This window comes from Streptomyces laculatispora, assembly GCF_017353455.1.
Taxonomy (GTDB): domain Bacteria; phylum Actinomycetota; class Actinomycetes; order Streptomycetales; family Streptomycetaceae; genus Streptomyces; species Streptomyces laculatispora.
On sequence record NZ_JAFMPZ010000112.1, the window covers coordinates 1 to 16332 of the forward strand.

The 16332-nt window shown below is 71.4% G+C and carries 18 protein-coding genes; 7 read left to right on the forward strand and 11 right to left on the reverse strand.

Annotated elements, in window-relative coordinates; translation table 11 throughout:
* Positions 1-355: 355 nt before the first annotated feature.
* Positions 356-1639 (reverse strand): tetratricopeptide repeat protein, encoded by a 1284-nt coding sequence (locus tag J1C73_RS06640; protein ID WP_207315507.1) that lies wholly within the window; start codon positions 1637-1639, stop codon positions 356-358.
* Between the two features lie 225 nt (positions 1640-1864).
* Positions 1865-2509 (reverse strand): dihydrofolate reductase family protein, encoded by a 645-nt coding sequence (locus J1C73_RS06645; RefSeq protein ID WP_207315508.1) that lies wholly within the window; start codon positions 2507-2509, stop codon positions 1865-1867.
* A 75-nt stretch (positions 2510-2584) separates the two neighbouring features.
* Between J1C73_RS06645 and J1C73_RS06650 the strand changes: the two genes are divergently transcribed.
* A complete protein-coding gene (locus tag J1C73_RS06650; protein ID WP_207315509.1) occupies positions 2585-3106 on the forward strand; it encodes a winged helix-turn-helix transcriptional regulator in 522 nt (173 codons plus the stop codon).
* Positions 3107-3129: 23 nt separating this feature from the next.
* Here the strand turns inward: J1C73_RS06650 and J1C73_RS06655 are convergent, their stop codons facing one another.
* Both J1C73_RS06655 and J1C73_RS06660 read right to left on the reverse strand, forming a co-directional pair.
* Positions 3130-3630: a GNAT family N-acetyltransferase gene (locus tag J1C73_RS06655; protein ID WP_207315510.1), complete on the reverse strand. Its 501-nt coding sequence runs from the start codon at positions 3628-3630 to the stop codon at positions 3130-3132.
* Between the two features lie 104 nt (positions 3631-3734).
* The gene (locus tag J1C73_RS06660; protein WP_207315511.1) at positions 3735-4241 is read right to left on the reverse strand and encodes a GNAT family N-acetyltransferase; all 507 of its coding nucleotides are present in this window, start codon (positions 4239-4241) and stop codon (positions 3735-3737) included.
* 170 nt (positions 4242-4411) lie between these two features.
* Between J1C73_RS06660 and J1C73_RS06665 the strand changes: the two genes are divergently transcribed.
* The 3 genes from J1C73_RS06665 (at position 4412) to J1C73_RS06675 (ending at position 6010) form a co-directional block, all read left to right on the forward strand.
* On the forward strand, positions 4412-4852 hold the full coding sequence (locus J1C73_RS06665; RefSeq protein WP_207315512.1) for a DUF7144 family membrane protein: 441 nt from the start codon (positions 4412-4414) through the stop codon (positions 4850-4852).
* A gap of 108 nt (positions 4853-4960) precedes the next feature.
* The gene (locus tag J1C73_RS06670) at positions 4961-5689 is read left to right on the forward strand and encodes a methyltransferase domain-containing protein (RefSeq protein ID WP_207315513.1); all 729 of its coding nucleotides are present in this window, start codon (positions 4961-4963) and stop codon (positions 5687-5689) included.
* A gap of 96 nt (positions 5690-5785) precedes the next feature.
* Positions 5786-6010, forward strand: a complete 225-nt coding sequence (locus J1C73_RS06675; RefSeq protein ID WP_207315514.1) for a DUF2277 domain-containing protein — start codon at positions 5786-5788, stop codon at positions 6008-6010.
* On the opposite strand, the gene J1C73_RS06680 is transcribed toward J1C73_RS06675, so the two are convergent.
* The 4 genes from J1C73_RS06680 to J1C73_RS06695 form a co-directional block, all read right to left on the reverse strand.
* Positions 5997-6680, reverse strand: coding sequence for a DedA family protein (locus J1C73_RS06680; protein ID WP_123470581.1), 684 nt, complete (start codon positions 6678-6680; stop codon positions 5997-5999). The two genes, J1C73_RS06675 and J1C73_RS06680, sit on opposite strands and share 14 nt — an antisense overlap.
* 313 nt (positions 6681-6993) lie before the next feature.
* Positions 6994-7452, reverse strand: a complete 459-nt coding sequence (locus J1C73_RS06685; protein WP_207315515.1) for a DoxX family protein — start codon at positions 7450-7452, stop codon at positions 6994-6996.
* An 82-nt stretch (positions 7453-7534) separates the two neighbouring features.
* Positions 7535-9313: an alkaline phosphatase D family protein gene (locus J1C73_RS06690; protein WP_207315516.1), complete on the reverse strand. Its 1779-nt coding sequence runs from the start codon at positions 9311-9313 to the stop codon at positions 7535-7537.
* A 143-nt stretch (positions 9314-9456) separates the two neighbouring features.
* The gene (locus J1C73_RS06695) at positions 9457-10101 is read right to left on the reverse strand and encodes an HNH endonuclease family protein (protein WP_207315517.1); all 645 of its coding nucleotides are present in this window, start codon (positions 10099-10101) and stop codon (positions 9457-9459) included.
* A 301-nt stretch (positions 10102-10402) separates the two neighbouring features.
* On the opposite strand from J1C73_RS06695, the gene J1C73_RS06700 reads away from it, so the two are divergent.
* Complete coding sequence (locus tag J1C73_RS06700; RefSeq protein WP_207315518.1) at positions 10403-11164, forward strand: ABC transporter permease; 762 nt, start codon at positions 10403-10405, stop codon at positions 11162-11164.
* Here J1C73_RS06700 and J1C73_RS06705 read toward each other — a convergent pair.
* Positions 11151-11813, reverse strand: a complete 663-nt coding sequence (locus tag J1C73_RS06705) for an HAD-IA family hydrolase (protein ID WP_207315519.1) — start codon at positions 11811-11813, stop codon at positions 11151-11153. The two genes, J1C73_RS06700 and J1C73_RS06705, sit on opposite strands and share 14 nt — an antisense overlap.
* Positions 11814-12048: 235 nt before the next feature.
* Positions 12049-13137, reverse strand: coding sequence for a peptidoglycan-binding domain-containing protein (locus tag J1C73_RS06710; RefSeq protein WP_207315520.1), 1089 nt, complete (start codon positions 13135-13137; stop codon positions 12049-12051).
* A gap of 137 nt (positions 13138-13274) precedes the next feature.
* Between J1C73_RS06710 and J1C73_RS06715 the strand changes: the two genes are divergently transcribed.
* Positions 13275-15320 (forward strand): MDR family MFS transporter, encoded by a 2046-nt coding sequence (locus tag J1C73_RS06715; protein ID WP_207315521.1) that lies wholly within the window; start codon positions 13275-13277, stop codon positions 15318-15320.
* Positions 15321-15332: 12 nt separating this feature from the next.
* Here J1C73_RS06715 and J1C73_RS06720 read toward each other — a convergent pair whose 3' ends face one another.
* Complete coding sequence (locus J1C73_RS06720; RefSeq protein ID WP_207315522.1) at positions 15333-15824, reverse strand: GNAT family N-acetyltransferase; 492 nt, start codon at positions 15822-15824, stop codon at positions 15333-15335.
* A 60-nt stretch (positions 15825-15884) separates the two neighbouring features.
* Here J1C73_RS06720 and J1C73_RS06725 point away from each other — a divergent pair.
* A partial coding sequence (locus J1C73_RS06725; protein ID WP_307797618.1) for a serpin family protein occupies positions 15885-16332 on the forward strand: 448 nt, incomplete at its 3' end.

A 16332-nucleotide genomic window follows, 5' to 3' on the forward strand; every position in this document is an offset into this window, starting at 1 on the left:
GGAGAGGGGCGGGGTGTATCGGAGGTGATGTCCGGAGACACGGTCGGCACGGGGACCCCTTGAACTGTGGAGGGCAACGCTCGCCGGGCGGTGCACGAAGAAGTGCGCCGCCGAATCGGCGAGAAGGGCTCGCTGTGCCACAGAGTCGGACGGAGTCAGAGGCGGCACGCGATGACGGGTCGATCACGACCTGCGAGGTCAGCGCGCGCTCGGGCGACCGGGCATCTCAACTCCTCATCTCTCACTCCGGATTGGTATCCCCGGATGAGTATCTCCGGCTATGGGGCCTCGCGGATCAGAACCGATGATCCGGCTCGGCCCGGCGCGACTGTCCTTGCGCACGCGCTGGTTCGCGTCAGCGGGCCTCCCTCAGGTGGCTCAGCGCTTCGCGGAAGTCATCAAGGGCGGGCCCGAACTCACCGTCGGCGGAGTGGAAGGTCGACCGGTCCGTCAGGATCCGGGCCAGTACCGGGGCTCCGCATCTCGGATGGTGCCGGACCAGCCGGCGGGCCAGGCCCACCCCGTCATCGAACAGGGAGCGCACTCGCTCCGCGAACAGATGGGTGCGGTGCTCCCAGTGGACAGCGGAGCGGACGGTGATTACCCGGTGCGGCCGGACCAGTTCGGCCAGGCGCCGCGCCGGATCCTCGGCGGCTCGCGAGGCAAGGGCGTCCACCTCTTCGCGCAGGGTGACGCGGCTGTCGAAGTGGCGCCGTCTGGTATCGGGGGACCACTGCTCAGGCTTTGCTCCCGAAGGCGGACGCGGCCGGCCGGCCGTCGGCCGTTCGCTGACGGCTCCCGAGCGGGACAGCAGAACCGCCCAGTAGGACGCCTGATAGCCGCTCCAGGGGTTGCGCTCACCGGTGGCGGCCAGCTCCGTCAGCAAGGCGAGCGCCTCTTGCCATACGGCGGCTGCCTGTTCGCCTCGGCCGCAGGTGTCGAGCATCTGCGCGTACCCGGTCAGCGAGTAGAGGTGGCAGGCCATCGGGCTGCGGTCGTTCGCGGCCTCGACCGCTTCCATGCTGACGAGTGTCCCGAACGCGGCGAGTGCCTCGTCGGACCGGCCCGCGTCATCGAGAGCGGCGATCCACTCCAGGAGTGACCAGGCGAGGCTCCCAGTGTCGGGCCCGTCGGGCAGGATCGCCGTGACCCACTCGGTCAGGGCATCGGCAGCCTCGGCATACCGGCCTTCCTCGGAGAGGCCGGCAGCCCAGTCACGCAGTCCCCGGACCGCGGGGTCTGCGGTCAGTTCGGCCCGCGCACGGCCGATGGAGAGCATCTCGGCGCGCATGGCGAGCCCTTCGGCGCGTCGGCCCAGCGTGTACAGCTCTCGCTCGCACGTGTCGAGGGTCTCGTACAGAAGATCCGCACGGGCGGGTTCGGCCGGATCGATGGCCCGCGCCGCGGCCACCGCCTCCTCGCACAGCGCGAGAGCGGCCGCGTGCGGTTGGCCGGAGCCGGCGTCGTGGCTCAGGTGTTGCAGTGCCTTGGCCAGGCGGGGCAGGTAGGGGGCGGGGCTGACCTGGGCGAGCACCCGGTAGGCGTCGACTTCCTCGCGTGGAGTGCGGCGTCCTGATGCGAGCAGTGCGTTCCGCGCCCGCAGGATGTCGTCCTGATCGATTTTTCCCGAGTGGCTCATGACGGAGATTCCGGGTGTGCCGGAGAAGGCCGGACAAGCCTGGTGACCTGTGCCGTTCGTCCTACGGAAACAGCCTCTGACCTGTCATGATGAGTGTGTCGTAACCTCCCCCGGGCAAGGGCCTCTTGGTGATCGAAGGCGACGAACCGGTCATCGGCCGCAGGCCTGTTCCGGCGGGCCGGTGGTGGCCGGTGGTCGCCACCGGCCACCACCGGTCACCAGTGGTCATCGCCTCCAGAACAGGAGATGGGTGACTCCGCTGGGGCTCGGCACCGAGTCGAGGTGGAAGCGGTCGAGCAGCTCGGTGTGGCTCTCCCACAGCCGTTCGCCCTGGCCCAGGTCGACGGGTGCGACGGCGATGTGCATCGTGTCGATCAGGTCGGCCTCAAGGAACTCGCGGACGGTGGCGACCCCGCCGCCGAGGCGCACGTCCCGGCCGTCGGCGGCCTCCTTCGCGCGTGCCAGCGCCTCGGCCGGTTTCGCGTCGAGGAAATGGAACGTGGTGTCCGCCAGGGTGAAGGAGGGGCGCTCGTGATGGGTGAGTACGAAGACCGGCGTGCGGAACGGCGGGTTGTCTCCCCACCAGCCCTGCCACTCGTGGTTCTCCCACGGGCCGCGCTGGGGGCCGAACTTATTGCGTCCCATGATCTCCGCGCCCACGTTGTGGGTGTGGGCGCGGGTCATGTGGTCGTCCAGGCCTCGCGTGCCGCCGGGGTCGGTGCGGTTCACCCAGCTGGCGGTGGCGCCCGCCCAGGAGAACAGGGCGGTGGCATCTCCGTGGCCGAAGGGCCGTTCCAGGCTCTGGCCCTCACCGGCGCCGAAACCGTCCCGCGACACGTTGAAGCACTGCACCCTCAACAGCTGTGACATGCATCCTCCTCTGAGTGACGACAAGCAACAACCGGTTGCAACAAGCAACCGGTTGTACGGTACTACGCTGAGGGCATGCCACAACCAACAGAGACGGGCCGCCTGCCCGTGCCGGAGGGGAAATCGGGCTGCCCCATCAACTTGACCGTCGAGCTGCTGGGCGACCGGTGGAGTCTGGTCGTGCTGCGAGACGTCATGTTCGGCGGCTACCGGCACTTCCGTGAGCTCCTCGCGCATTCGGTCGAGGGCATCGCGTCGAACATCCTCGCCGCCCGGCTGTCGAAGCTCGTGGGCACCGGTCTGCTCACCCGGCACGATGATCCGAGCCACCGGCAGAAGATCGAGTACCGGCTCACCGAGGCGTCGATCCAGCTCGTTCCGCTCATGACGCAGCTGGGCGACTGGGGCTCCCGATGGCTCCCGACCACACCCGAGCTGTCGATCCGCGCCCAGCTCCTCGCTCGCGGCGGCCCCGAAATGGGGGAGAGGTTCATGGACGAGCTCCGCGCCATGCACCTCGAAGGCCGCCCGCAGCGTGCCGACGGTGTCCTCGCCGACCTCACCCTGGCCTACGAACGCGCCGTTTCCGAAGGCTGAGTACTGCTGAGCGGTGCTGGATGTCAGCGGTGGCCGGTGGGGCGATCCAGCGCGTGGACCGTGACGGGACTGCCGTTCAGCTCGTCCTGCCGGCGCGGCGCGAAGCCGAGGCGCTCAGCCACCCTTACCGACGGCAGGTTGCCCGGCCGGATGAGAGCGGTGAAGTAGTCGGCTTCGAGCGTGGCGAAGCCCCAGTCCAGGCAGGCCCGGGCCGCCTCGGTCGCGTATCCGCGCCCCCAGTGCTCCGCCCGGAGGGTCCAGCCCAGCTCGACCTCGTCGAACCGCGGCCAGTACTGCAGGCCGCTTCGGCCGATGAACTCGCCGCTCGACCGGAGCTCCACCGCGCACAGGCCATGACCCCGCTCGGCCCACTGCCGTTCGATCCCGGCGAGCCGTTCCAGTGCCTGCTGACGGGAGTATGCCCCGACGAATCGATTGACCTCCGGATCGGCGTGGAGCTCGACGAAGGCATCGGCATCCGAGGTCGCAAGGGGGCGCAGGGTGAGTCGCTCCGTCTCGATCATGCCTGCGAGCGTAGGTCCTGACGTCGCCCGTCCGTCAGGGAAGCCGGGCCCGGACCCGGCCCGGCCCCTGCCGTCGCCCGGCGGTACCGCTCGGGCCCGGCCCGCTATCCGGCCGCCGGGGCCCCGTCGAGGTCCCGGGCCATCAGCGTGCACATCGTCTCGTACCGGCGCACCGAGCCGTCCGGGGCCAGCTCGTCCCAGGAGTCGGGCTGTCGGCCGTACGCCACGTACCCCAGGCGCTCGTACAGCGCACGGGCACGCGGCTTGTCCTCCTCCACGCCGAGTTCGGCCCGCCGCAGGCCCCGGGAGGCGATCCGGCGTTCGGCGGCGCCGATCAGGAACGTGCCGATCCCGCAGGACTGGAGCGCGGGATGGACCGCCAGTTGCCACAGCGTGCCCACGCCCTCCCGGGCGCCGTAGTCGACCCCGCCGATCGCGACCGGGACGCCCGACGGCGGACACACCGCCAGGTAGTCCACCTCGCCGCGCCGGGCCCGTGCCAGCTGTCCTGCGATGTTCTCCAGGTGGAGCCGTGAGCCCGACCACCCGCAGGACTCCAGATCGCCGGGAACCAGATCGCGGGCCGAGAGCTTCAGTACGACGTCGGTCATCGTCACCACCTCCGACGCAAGGATTCCCTCCGGCGGACGTCCGTGCCAAGCGGATTTCCCCGGCCGGGCCGGGCGCCGCCCCCACTCGTTCGGCTGCGCCCAGGTGGACGCCCCCGAACGTGCCCGCCAGGGTCGGTCTGACGTGCAGTTCCACCGGTCAAGGAGTTCTCATGGCACAGTCAGCGTCCACGCCGGGTACGCCCCACTCGCACACGGCCGATCCGCGGGGCGTCAACCCCTGGGCGGCAGGCGGGATCATGTTCGCCGGCGTCCTGCTCATGGTCGACGGTGTTCTGGGAGCGATCAAGGGCATCGCCGGAATCGCGTCCAACGATGTCTACGCGCGGATCAACGACTACGCCTTCAAGTTCGACGTGACGGCCTGGGGCTGGATCCACCTGGCTCTCGGCATCGTCCTCGTCGTGGTCGGCTGGGGAATCCTCAGGGGCTTCGGCTGGGCCCGCGGGGTCGGTGTGGCGCTGGCGGCGCTCAACATGATCGCCAACTTCATGTGGCTGCCCTACCAGCCGGTCTGGGCCGTGGTCTCCCTCGCCATCGACACCTTCGTGATCTGGGCCCTGTGCACGGAACGCTCGAAGGCGGTCATCTGAGGGCAGTTCTTGAATGTTCGCGAGAGCGGCGTCGGTGTGCGGAGCCGGAGTGTTTGACTGGACCGCATGCCGACTCTTGGTGTGCCCCGACCTGACCAGGCTTCGTACATGCTGCGCGGCGCTGCCGGTAATGCCGGCCGTGCGTACAAGCAGCAGCTGCTCGACCTGCTGGACGTCCAGGCGGGCCAGACCGTCCTGGACCTGGGGTGCGGCCCGGGCACCGATCTCCCGGCGCTGGCGGATCGCGTCGGCGACCGCGGCACCGTGATCGGTGTCGACCGTGACCGGGCCATGCTCACCCGGGCCCGTGAACGGACGGACGGCCTGCACCGGGTGGAGATCCGTGAAGGCGACGCGCATGACCTCCCCATCGAGTCGGGAACGGTGGACCGGGCCAAGATCGACCGCGTCCTCATGCATGTCGCCGAACCCGCCGACGTTCTTGCGCAGCTCCATCGCGTGACCCGGCCGGGTGCCCGGATCGGCCTTGCCGAGCCCGATTGGGACACCTTGGCCGTCGATGCCGAGGATCTTGAGACAAGCCGCGCCTTCACCCGCTACACCACCGAGGAAGCGGTCCGCAACGCGACGATCGGGCGGAGCCTGGCACGCCTCGCCGGACAAGCGGGCTTCCGCGTCGAAACCGTGCTCGCGGCGGCACCCGTCTTCCGCGACTTCCAGGAGGCGGACCACACCCTGGGGCTCGGCCGCAACATGCAGAAAGCCATCGACCGGGGACGCGTCGGCCGAGACCGCGGCCACCGCTGGTTCAGCGGCCTCTCCGCGGGGCCGTTCTACGCGTCGTTCACTCTCGTCAGCGTGATCTGCTCCCGCTGACCCGGCCGGCAGGTCCCATGGTGCTGCCCCGCCCCCGGGCTGCGGGGACGGGACGTTGCCCGGGACGTTGTCAGTGGCGCGGTCCACACTTGAGACATGTGCCGCAGTATCAAGACCCTTCGCCCACCCGTCCTCCCCGAAGAGGCCACCGAGGAGGACATCCGCGCCGCCGCCCTGCAGTTCGTCCGCAAGGTGTCCGGCTTCCGTGCCCCGGCCGCGCACAACAGGGAAGTCTTCGACCGTGCCGTCGACGAGATCACCGCGTCGACCGCCAGGCTGCTGGACGGGCTGGAAGTACGGGGAGGCGTCAGGACGCCGTAGGGACCGGGGCCGGGGCAGCGGTGGCAGCGGCCGCAGCGGCCGCCGCGGCGGGGCGCCGCATCAGCAGTGCGGCGAACGCGCCCGCGACGAACAGCGCGAGGACCGAGATCGCCGTGCCCAGCCAGCTCGCGCCGAGCCACTGGGCGCCGAAGTAGCCGAGCCCCACGCTGTAGCCGGCCCAGGCCACGCCCGCCACCGCGGACCACGGCAGGAATTCCTTCACCTTGCGGTGCGAGGCCCCCGCGCCCAGGGAGACGACCGAGCGTCCGGCCGGGGCGAAGCGGGCGATCACGACGAGGGCGCCGCCGCCGCGGCTCAGCGCGGCGCCGAGACGTTCCTGCGCTGACGTGAGGCGGCGGGAGCGGGCGATGGCGCGGTCCAGGCGTGCGCCACCGCGCCAGGCCAGCCGGTACGCGACGAGGTCGCCGAGCACCGAGGCGCTGGCCGCGCAGAGGATCAGGGCCAGGAGCGAGGGGACCTCGGTGACGTGGCGGGCGGCGCCCGCGGCGTCGGCGGCCACCGTGCTGGTGCCCGCGGCCGCCGCCGTGGCGGCCGTGATCACGAGGACACCGCTGGGCAGTACGGGGAGGAAGACGTCCAGAAGCACCGAGAGGGCGACCACAACGTAGATCCATGGGCTGCCGGTCAGCGCACCCACACTCTCAAGCACCTTCTACTCCCCGATTCGTGACAACGCCGCGACGTCGCAGGGGAGCGGCAGGAGCGGCAGGTCCAGCTGTACAGCGTACGCCTGCCGTTCACCTGTAGATCCATATATATGCGTGATGTTGGGCACCCCACGTGTGTGTCACATGAGGCTTGTGTGTCGGTCGAGTGTGCCTTGATGCGCGACCGGCATACGCCGCACCCGCGCCTCGCGTACGCCGGGAAGCGGCATTCCCGGCGTACCCGAGGCGGAGTGCCCGAGGCGGCGCGGCGGGCCCGGTCGGTGCGGGCCCGCGTCCTCGTACGGGTCGGGCGGGTCAGACGGCGACCGGGGAGGCGGGTTCGGGCGCGCGCTCCTCGGCGCGCTGTGCGGCGGAGCGGGACGTGAACAGCCGGTCCAGGGCCAGGGCGCCGGGACCGGTGAAGACGAGCAGCAGGAACACCCAGCTGTAGACGGCCGAGGGCTCGCCGCCGTTCTGCAGCGGGAAGAGCGCCCCGGGCTGGTGGACCTTGAAGTACGCGTACGCCATGGAGCCGGAGGAGATCAGAGCGGCGATGCGGGTGCCGAGGCCCAGCGCCACCAGGCTGCCGCCGACGAGCTGGATGACCGCCGCGTACCAGCCCGGCCAGGTGCCGGCGGGTATCGATCCACCGCCCATGGCGCCGCCCAGGACGCCGAAGATCGAGGCGGCACCGTGGCAGGCGAAGAGCAGGCCTACGACGATTCGGAAGAGCGCGAGGGCGTAGGGCTGGGCCCGGTTCAGGCGTGTGTACATGGGGGGAGGCTCCTTCGGTCTAGTGGGGACGTGAACCGACTGAGCGCTACAGATTAGGCAAACCTCACCAATACTTGCAAGTTCAACGTTTAGTTGACTGGCTGAAAGTCGACGGCCCGTCGTCGGTCAGCGGGCGCTCGAATACCGTCTGGAGCTGGGCCCCTGTCCTCCTTGACTTGGCCTGAACCAATGACAGCGCAGCTTTCCGGCCATGCAGCGTGAGTGTCATCAGCTGGTTGCCGAACCATGGCCCGTCCGTCTTGTGCCACCGGACCGGAGGTGTACCAGTGCGCCCGTGCCGCGCCAGCAGTCGTCCGAGCCGCCGCCCCGCCCGGCTCCAGCCGAAACGGAAGGCGGCCCTGAGCGGACCGGGGATCGAGTTGTGCACGGGAGAACAGGTCAGTTGCAGGACGCGGGCCTCCGGCGCACCGCCGGGGGCCTCGGCGGGCCAGGCGGGTTCCGCGATGTACGCATGGTGCACATCGCCCGACAGCACGCATACCGTCGCCGGTGCGTCCGGGCCGCTGCCCACCTCCCGGATCAGCTCCGTCAGTTGCCCGAACGAATCGGGGAACGCGGCCCAATGCTCCAGGTCGGAGCGTTGCCGCAGGTGCTCACCGACGCGCGCCCAGCGGCCGTCCGGACCGCCCCGCTCGCCCCGGCAGAGCGCGGAGCTCCACTCCTCCGCGTCGTGTACCAGTGGCGGCAGCAGCCATGGAAGCGAGGTGCCGATCAGGAGGTGGTCGAAAGAACCGGGCCCGGACAGCGCCTCCTCGCGCAGCCAGCGCTCCTCCCGGGGGTGGAGCATCGCCCGCTGCCGCTCGTCGAGCACCCGGGCCGCGCGGCTGTCCACCATGAGCAGCCGTACTCGGCCGAAAACGCGTCGGTAGCTCCAGCGGGTTCCGGTGGGGTCCGCGTCGGCCCCGGCCGCGAACCGGCGCACCTCTTCGGTGCCGTCCGGGGTGGCGTGCACCGCCGCGTAGAGCGGATCCGCCGCCAGTTCGGCGGGGGAGAGGTTGCCCAGGTGCTGATAGACCCAGTACGACATCAGTCCGCTGACGATCCGCTCGTGCCACCAGGGCGTGGAACGGATCTCGGTGAGCCAGGCGGCGCTGGTGTTCCAGTCGTCGATGACATCGTGATCGTCGAAGATCATGCAGCTGGGGACCGTCGAGAGCAGCCAGCGCACCTCGGGGTCGCGCCACGACTCGTCGTACAGGCAGGTGTACTCGTCGTAGTCCGCGACCTCCGCCCCCGGCGGCTCGTCCAGATCGCGCCGCGCCGCGAGCCTGCGCCGTGTCGCCTGCGAGGTCTCGTCCGCGTACACCTGGTCGCCCAGGAGCAGCAGGACGTCGGGGCGCACGGCGTCGGGGTCGGCGGCGAGCCGGGCGGCGAGGGTGTCCAGGGCGTCCGGTCCGACGGGGTCGGACCGGACGGACGCGTGACCGCCGGCGGGGGGAGCCGCCCAGCGGCAGGAGCCGAAGGAGATCCGGACCGTCCCCGGCCCGCCTGCCCCGCCGCTCCCGTCCTCCTCGCGGCCCTCGCCGCCTTCGTCGCCGCCGGTGGATATCGGCGGGGTGGTGATCGTGCTCGCCGGGAATCCGTGGTCCTCGGGCGGCCACACCCGGCGGTCGTCGAGCAGTACCTCGTACGCCGTGGTGGAGCCGGGAGTCAGGCCGGTCACCACCACCAGGGCGTAGTGGTGGCCGGCGACCGCGAAGGTCCGCGACGAGCCCGAGGCCCCGTCCGCGCACCGGACCACGGCCGTGCACGGCCGGTCCGCCTCGACCCAGACGGTCGCGGTGGAGGCGGTCTCCCAGTCGACGTACCGCAGTAGTGGTCCCAGGCGCAGCCCGGCCATGTGGTGCTCCTCACGTCGTTCCGTACGGACGGTTCCGTACGGGTGGTTCGTACGGCGGGTTCGTACCGTACGGAACGACGGGGGAGCGCGGGGCGGTTCCGGGGGCCGGCGGTCAGGTGGACCGGCCGCCCTTCAGCGGTCGTTCAGCAGCCGTTGAGCACGGACTGCAGCGCGGTCTTCTCGGCCGGGTCGACGGTCAGGCCGTAGTAGTGCTTCACGTCCACCCAGGCGCGTACGTACGTGCACTGGTAGGCGGTGCGCGAGGGGAGCCACTTCGCCGGGTCCTTGTCGCCCTTGGACTGGTTGACGTTGTCGGTTACCGCGATGAGCTGGGGGCGCGTCAGGTCGTTGGCGTACGCCTGTCGTTGGGCGGTGGTCCAGCCGGCCGCGCCGGACCGCCAGGCCTCGGCCAGCGGGACCATGTGGTCGATGTCCAGATCGGCTGCGGCGGTCCAGGTGGCTCCGTCGTACTCCGAGTACCAACTGCCTCTCACGGCGGCGCAGCTGGAGTCCTGCGAGACGTTCGTGCCGTCCCGCTTCAGGACCACCTCGCGGGTGTTGCAGGCGCCCGACTGGGTGATCCAGTGCGGGAACTTGTCCCTGCTGTAACCGGTCGAGGAGCCCTCCGCCTGCACGGTCAGCTGGCTCAGATAGGTGCGGGCGGTGGACGCGGTCACCGGGGTGGGCATGGCTGCCTGGGCGCTGGGAGCGGTGAGCAGCCCGGTGGTTGCGGCGAGGGCGGCGGAGGCGGCGAGGACGGCTATGCGACGCGCGTAGATACCTGACATGCGAACTCCCTTGATGTGGGGGGCCTTGGGCGGGTCGTCCGAAACGGCCCGGCCATCGTGGCGGCGCAAGGTTTCCGTGGGGTGGGCGCCAGGTAACAGAGTGGCGACATGGGCACGTCACATCAAGGGGTCTGACGAAGAGGTTCGGGGTGCGGGGGCGTACGGAAGTGTGTGCGCGGGCGTACGGAACTGATGAGACGGCAGTTCCGCGCTGGGGGGACGGGCCGGAAACCCGGTCGCGCCGGCGCCGGGGATTCCGGTTCGCGGCAGGGGACCGGCCGCGGGGTCTTAGGGTGGCCGCGTGCTGCTACCGGTCAACATCACACTCGGGGTCGTCCTCGCCCTGCTGCTCGCGGCGGCCGCCGGTGTCTCCGCTTTCGCCTCGCTCGGCCGGTCGCGGCAGATCGTCCTGGCCGGGCTGCGGGCGGCGGCGCAACTCGCCGCGGTCTCCTCGCTCATCGGCTGGGTGGTCCACGCCTTCGCGCCGACGTTCGCGTTCATCGCGTTGATGTTCGGCGTGGCGATGTGGACCGCGGGTCATCGCGTCACCGATAACCGCACCTGGCGGTGGGTGGCCCTGCCGATCGGGGCGGGGGTCGTGCCGGTGGTCGCGGTGCTGCTGCTCACCGGGCTGGTGCCGGTCCGGGGCATCGCGCTGATCCCGGTGACCGGCATCCTCATCGGGGGCGCCCTGACCGCGACCGTGCTCGGCGGGCGGCGGGCGCTCGACGAGCTGGCGACCCGGCACGGGGAGGTGGAGGCGGCGATGGCGCTCGGCTTCCCGGACCGTGACGCGCGGCTGGAGATCGCCCGGCCCGCGGCGTCGGACGCTCTGCTGCCGGGGCTCGACCAGACCCGGACGGTGGGGCTCGTCACGCTGCCCGGGGCCTTCGTCGGCATGCTGCTGGGCGGCGCCTCACCGGTGCAGGCGGGCGCCGTACAGCTGTTCGTGCTGGTGGCGCTGATGGCCGTACAGGCGGCGGCCGTCGCGACCGTGCTGGAACTGGTGGCGCGGGGACGGCTTCACCGCGACGGAGGAGGGGCCTCGGCTATCGGGCGCTGATGTGGAGCAGGACCGAGCCGTCGGCCGCCGCCTCCACCCGGATCTGCGTCAGGTCCTCGACGTGCGCGTCCGGGGAGAGCGCCGCCGCGCGCGGGCCCACGCCCACGACGCGCATGCCCGCCGCCCGGCCTGCCGCGATGCCCGCTTCGGAGTCCTCGAAGACGATGCAGTCCGCCGGTTCGAAGCCCAGCCCGGCGGCGCCCTTGAGGAAGCCCTCCGGGTCCGGCTTGCTGGCGCCCACGCTCTCGGCGGTGACCCGGAGCTCGGGCATCCGCAGTCCGGCCGCGGTCATCCGGACCTGCGCCAGCGCCCGGTCGGCCGAGGTGACCAGGGCGTGCGGGAGCGCGGCGATCGCGTCCATGAAGGCGTCGGCGCCGCCGATCGGGACGACGCCGGCGGTGTCGGCGGTCTCCTCGGCGAGCATCACCCGGTTGTCCGCGTGGTTCTGCTCCATCGGACGGTCCGGGAGGAGCACCGCCATGGTGGCGTACCCCTGCCGGCCGTGGACCACCTTGAGTGCGGCCTCCGGGTCCAGGCCGTTCCGCAGCGCCCAGCGCCGCCAGCAGCGCTCCACGACGGCGTCGGAATTCACCAGGGTCCCGTCCATGTCGAGCAGGAGGGCGCGGGCGGTGAGAACGGTGGCCGGCATGGGCGGGCTCCAGAGCGGGGAGGCGAACTGCGCGGGAGGCGGGCGACGCGCGAAGGCGTGCGACGCGGCAGAGCGGGCAGTGCGGTGCGACGCCGTAGGACGGGCAACGCGGGAAAGAGATCAAGCGGCCCCCGCCCGCCGGTCAGGGAGTGCGTTTGGGGGCCACTTTGTTCCATCACGATACAAAAACCTGCCCGGGAAAGCCAATCCCTCCGCGGATCCGGCCCCGTGTGGATCAGCCGCGCCCCTGCCCCGTGGTGACCGCCTCCAGCGCACGCCGGGTGTTCGGTCCGTAGACCCCCTCCGCATCGCCCTGGATGTACATCGAGGACTGGAAGTTGCTGACGGCCCGCTCGACCCGGTCGGTGAAGTCGGCGTCGGCGGGGCCGCGGAACAGCCAGACCTCCTGGAGCCGGCGTTGCAGTTCGGCCACCTCCGGGCCGTGGTCGCCGCGGCGCAGCGCGGCACCTTCCTGCGGCGGGGCGGGCGGGGCCACCGACTCCGGACCCCCGGCGTCAGCCGTGGCCGCCGGGGAGGACGCGGCGGCGGAGCCCGACGGGCCGGCGGACGCGGAACGGGACGCCGAGGCGCTCGCCGTCGGCGACGCGGACGCGGACGCGGATGCGGTCGCGGAGGCGGACGGTGACGCCGTGGCCGACCGGGACGGCGACGCGGAGGCGGATGCCGTCGTGGAGGCCGACGGTGCGGCGCTCTCCTCGGGGAGGCTGGTGACCGTGGAGGGCAGGACCGGATCGAGGTCGGCGTCCCCGTTGCCGTCCCCGTCGAACAGCCCGCCGACGAAGGCCGCGGTGCCCACCACCGCGACGACGGCCGCCCCCACGGCCAGCGCGGCGAAGGGTCTGCGGCGGCGCGGCTGCACGGGGTCCGGTCCCGTCGTGAGGACCGGGGCGCCCGGGTGGCCGTCCGGACCGTCCGGCCCGGCGGCGTCCGGCAGCGGACCCGGCCCCGCCGGGTCCAGGAACAGCGGCATCGTGGTGGCCGCGTCACCCGCACGGCCGTCCGTCACGTACCCCTTCGGTTCGTCCCGGCCGGCCGCCGTCTCCTCGCCCCCCAGCGTCACGTACGGCCGGATGCGCAGCGGGTCGAAGTCCTCGGCGGCCGCGAACTCGGCCGACCGCCCGGCGTGGTGCTCCTCGACGATGCGGTGCTGCTCGGCGGCCCGCTGCTCCTCGGTGACGTGCTGCTGTCCGGCGGCCTGCCGCTGTCCGGCACTGTGCTGAGCCGCGCGTTGCGCGCAGCCGCAGCCCGGACCGGCGCCAGGTCTGCTGTCCGTACCGCACTCCGGGCATATATGTCCGGTCATTGTGGGTCCCCTCCCCTTGAATTGCCTGCGATTATGCAGCCCGCCGCCGGGAAGCCCAATCATGCGGCCCCTCGGCAGGCCATAACGGCGCAGAACAGACAGGATGGGTGCGTAGAGCGGATCCGAGGAGTTGTTTCATGGCCCAGCAGTTGAGCCCTCCGGCCCCGGCCCCCGGCGAAAACCGCTCCACGCGGTCGGTCCTGGTGGCGATCGGCGCCCTGCTTCTCGGCATGCTGCTCGCCGCACTCGACCAGACCATCGTCTCCACCGCACTGCCGACCATCGTCAGTGACCTCGGCGGCCTGGAGCACCTGTCGTGGGTGGTCACGGCCTATCTGCTGGCATCGACCGCCGCGACCCCGCTCTGGGGCAAGCTGGGCGACCAGTACGGGCGCAAGCGGCTCTTCCAGATCGCCATCGTCATCTTCCTGATCGGCTCCGCGCTCTGCGGCATCGCCCAGAACATGCCGCAGCTGATCGGCTTCCGCGCCCTCCAGGGGCTCGGCGGCGGCGGACTGATCGTGCTGTCGATGGCGATCGTCGGCGATATCGTCCCGCCGCGCGAACGAGGCAAGTACCAGGGCCTGTTCGGAGCGGTGTTCGGCGCGACGAGCGTGCTCGGACCGCTCCTGGGCGGCTTCTTCACCGAACAGCTCAGCTGGCGCTGGGTCTTCTACATCAACCTCCCCATCGGTGTCGTCGCCCTCGCCGTGATCGCCGCGGTGCTGCACATCCCGGTCCACCGGACGAAGCACACCATCGACTACCTCGGCACCTTCCTCATCGCCGCGGTCGCCACCTGTCTGGTCCTGGTCGCCTCGCTCGGCGGCACCACCTGGGCCTGGGACTCGACGCAGATCGTCGGTCTCGCCGTGGTCAGTGTGCTGTTGCTGATCGCCTTCGTGTACGTGGAGCGGCGCGCCGCCGAACCCGTACTGCCGCTGAAGCTGTTCCGGATCAGGACCTTCAGCCTCGTCGCCGTGATCAGCTTCGTCATCGGCTTCGCGATGTTCGGCGCGATGACCTATCTGCCGACCTTCCTGCAGGTGGTGCACGGCATCACGCCGACGATGTCCGGCGTCCACATGCTCCCGATGGTGTTCGGCCTGCTCATCACCTCGACCGGGTCCGGCCAGATCGTCAGCCGTACGGGCCGCTGGAAGATCTTCCCGATCCTCGGCACCGGCATCACGGCGATCGGCCTGCTGCTCCTGCACCGGCTCACGGAGCACAGCAGCACACTGGAGATGAGCCTCTACTTCTTCGTCTTCGGTGCGGGACTCGGTCTGGTGATGCAGGTCCTCGTCCTGATCGTGCAGAACGCGGTGAGCTACCAGGACCTCGGCGTCGCCACCTCGGGGGCGACCTTCTTCCGTTCCATCGGCGCCTCGTTCGGTGTCGCCATCTTCGGCACCATCTTCACCAACCGGCTCACCGACAAGCTCGGTGCGGCGCTCGCGGGCCGGACGCTGCCGCCCGGGGTCAGCGCGAACGGACTGGCCTCCGACCCGCGCGCCGTCAGCCGGCTGCCGCCCGCGATCCGCCAGCCGGTGCTCAGCGCGTACTCGACGTCGATCACCGATGTGTTCCTGTACGCGGCCCCCGTCGTCCTGATCGCCTTCGTCTTCGCCTGGCTGCTCAAGGAGGACAAGCTGCGCGGCTCGGTGACCGCCCCCGACACCAGCGAGACCCTGGCGTCGAACCCGGTCGAGCGGTCCTCGTACGACGAATGCGCCCGCGCACTCTCGGTCCTCGCCACCAGGGAGGGCCGCCGCGAGGTCTACGTGAAGATCACCGAGAAGGCCGGACTCGACCTGCTGCCCGCCGCGAGCTGGATGCTGCTGCGCATCAAACGGCACGGCACCGTCGAGCCCGCCCGGCTCGCCGAGGTCGCCCCGGTGCCGCTGCGGGTGATCAGCGAGGCGGGACGGCAGCTGGAGGAACGCGGGCTGGCCCGCCGGGTGGGGGTGCAACTGGTGCTCACCGAGCCCGGTGCGGAGGCCGTGGTGAAGCTCTCGCACGCCCGGGAGGAGTCGCTGGCGGAGCTGCTCGGCGACTGGTGGGGTCCGGACCGGCCGACCGACCTGGTCGCCCTGGTGTCGGAGCTGACGGCCGAGACGAGCGGATCGAGCAAGGAGCGCCCGCACAGCCCGGAGCCGAAGCGGGACCACCACGCCCCCTGAGGGCGGGGCCGGTCACACGGTGGTGCGGAGCTCCTTGGCGAACCAGTGCTCGGCGTACTGGTTGCGGTGGTGGAACGCCGGGACCTCCCGGTAGCCGTGCTTCGCGTACAGCCCGCGCGCCTCGACCAGGTCGTTGCGGGTGTCGAGGCGCAGCCGCCGGATGCCCAGGGCCCGCGCCCGGCCCTCGACCGCCGCGAGCAGCAGCCCGCCGCCTCCCGTGCCGCGCACCTCGGGGCGTACGAACACCCGGGTCAGCTCCGCGACCTCCGGGTCCGTCACGACCAGCCCGGCGCAGGCCGCCGCCCGTCCCCCGAACCGGCCGACGACGAACTCACCGGTCGGCGGGACCAGCAGCTCGGCGCCGTCGTCGGTGAGCCCCTCGTCCAACTCCTCGACGGTCGCGGGCCGCCCCCAGTAGCGGCTCGCGACCTCGTCGTAGTAGTCCCGGCGCAGCAGGGCGGCGTCGGGGGAGTCGAAGCGTTCGGGGGCCACGGTCCACGTCATTGGTTCATTCTGTCTTGCGCACAGCTGTGCGGAGAAGTGAATTGCTTGCAGGGGGCATCGGTGACGCGGGAGACGGGATCGACGACGAGGGCCGGGGCGGTCCAGCGGCTCGGCGAGAGGTGGATACGGGAGCTGGCCGGGCCGGGCGGCGGGAGCTTCGTGTGCTCGCCGGCCGGGCTCTGGCTGGCCCTGGCGGTGGTCGCGGCAGGGGCGCGGGGGGAGACCGCCGACGAGCTGCGGGCGGTGCTCGGGGTGGCGGAGCGGCAGGCCGCCGACGCGGTGGCGGCCGGGGTGCGCGAGCTGGCGGCCACCGACGCGCTGGGGGTGGCGACCCGGGTGTGGACCCGGGTGCCGGTCTACCGGGAGTACCGGGAGGCGCTGGCGGACGTCGGGTTCGGTCCGATGGACGCCACCGGGGTCGACGCCTGGGTGCGGGAGGCCACCGGAGGGCTGATCGAGCGGCTGCCGCTGGACATCAGTGCCGAGATGCTGCTGGTGCTCGTCAACG

Bases quoted from the DNA above. Each gene is read 5' to 3' on its own strand.
- J1C73_RS06640 (WP_207315507.1), bottom strand. From the start codon at position 1,639: ATGAGCCACTCGGGAAAAATCGATCAGGACGACATCCTGCGGGCGCGG.
- J1C73_RS06645 (WP_207315508.1), bottom strand. From the start codon at position 2,509: ATGTCACAGCTGTTGAGGGTGCAGTGCTTCAACGTGTCGCGGGACGGT.
- J1C73_RS06650 (WP_207315509.1), top strand. From the start codon at position 2,585: ATGCCACAACCAACAGAGACGGGCCGCCTGCCCGTGCCGGAGGGGAAA.
- J1C73_RS06655 (WP_207315510.1), bottom strand. From the start codon at position 3,630: ATGATCGAGACGGAGCGACTCACCCTGCGCCCCCTTGCGACCTCGGAT.
- J1C73_RS06660 (WP_207315511.1), bottom strand. From the start codon at position 4,241: ATGACCGACGTCGTACTGAAGCTCTCGGCCCGCGATCTGGTTCCCGGC.
- J1C73_RS06665 (WP_207315512.1), top strand. From the start codon at position 4,412: ATGGCACAGTCAGCGTCCACGCCGGGTACGCCCCACTCGCACACGGCC.
- J1C73_RS06670 (WP_207315513.1), top strand. From the start codon at position 4,961: ATGCTGCGCGGCGCTGCCGGTAATGCCGGCCGTGCGTACAAGCAGCAG.
- J1C73_RS06675 (WP_207315514.1), top strand. From the start codon at position 5,786: ATGTGCCGCAGTATCAAGACCCTTCGCCCACCCGTCCTCCCCGAAGAG.
- J1C73_RS06685 (WP_207315515.1), bottom strand. From the start codon at position 7,452: ATGTACACACGCCTGAACCGGGCCCAGCCCTACGCCCTCGCGCTCTTC.
- J1C73_RS06690 (WP_207315516.1), bottom strand. From the start codon at position 9,313: ATGGCCGGGCTGCGCCTGGGACCACTACTGCGGTACGTCGACTGGGAG.
- J1C73_RS06695 (WP_207315517.1), bottom strand. From the start codon at position 10,101: ATGTCAGGTATCTACGCGCGTCGCATAGCCGTCCTCGCCGCCTCCGCC.
- J1C73_RS06705 (WP_207315519.1), bottom strand. From the start codon at position 11,813: ATGCCGGCCACCGTTCTCACCGCCCGCGCCCTCCTGCTCGACATGGAC.
- J1C73_RS06710 (WP_207315520.1), bottom strand. From the start codon at position 13,137: ATGACCGGACATATATGCCCGGAGTGCGGTACGGACAGCAGACCTGGC.
- J1C73_RS06715 (WP_207315521.1), top strand. From the start codon at position 13,275: ATGGCCCAGCAGTTGAGCCCTCCGGCCCCGGCCCCCGGCGAAAACCGC.
- J1C73_RS06720 (WP_207315522.1), bottom strand. From the start codon at position 15,824: ATGACGTGGACCGTGGCCCCCGAACGCTTCGACTCCCCCGACGCCGCC.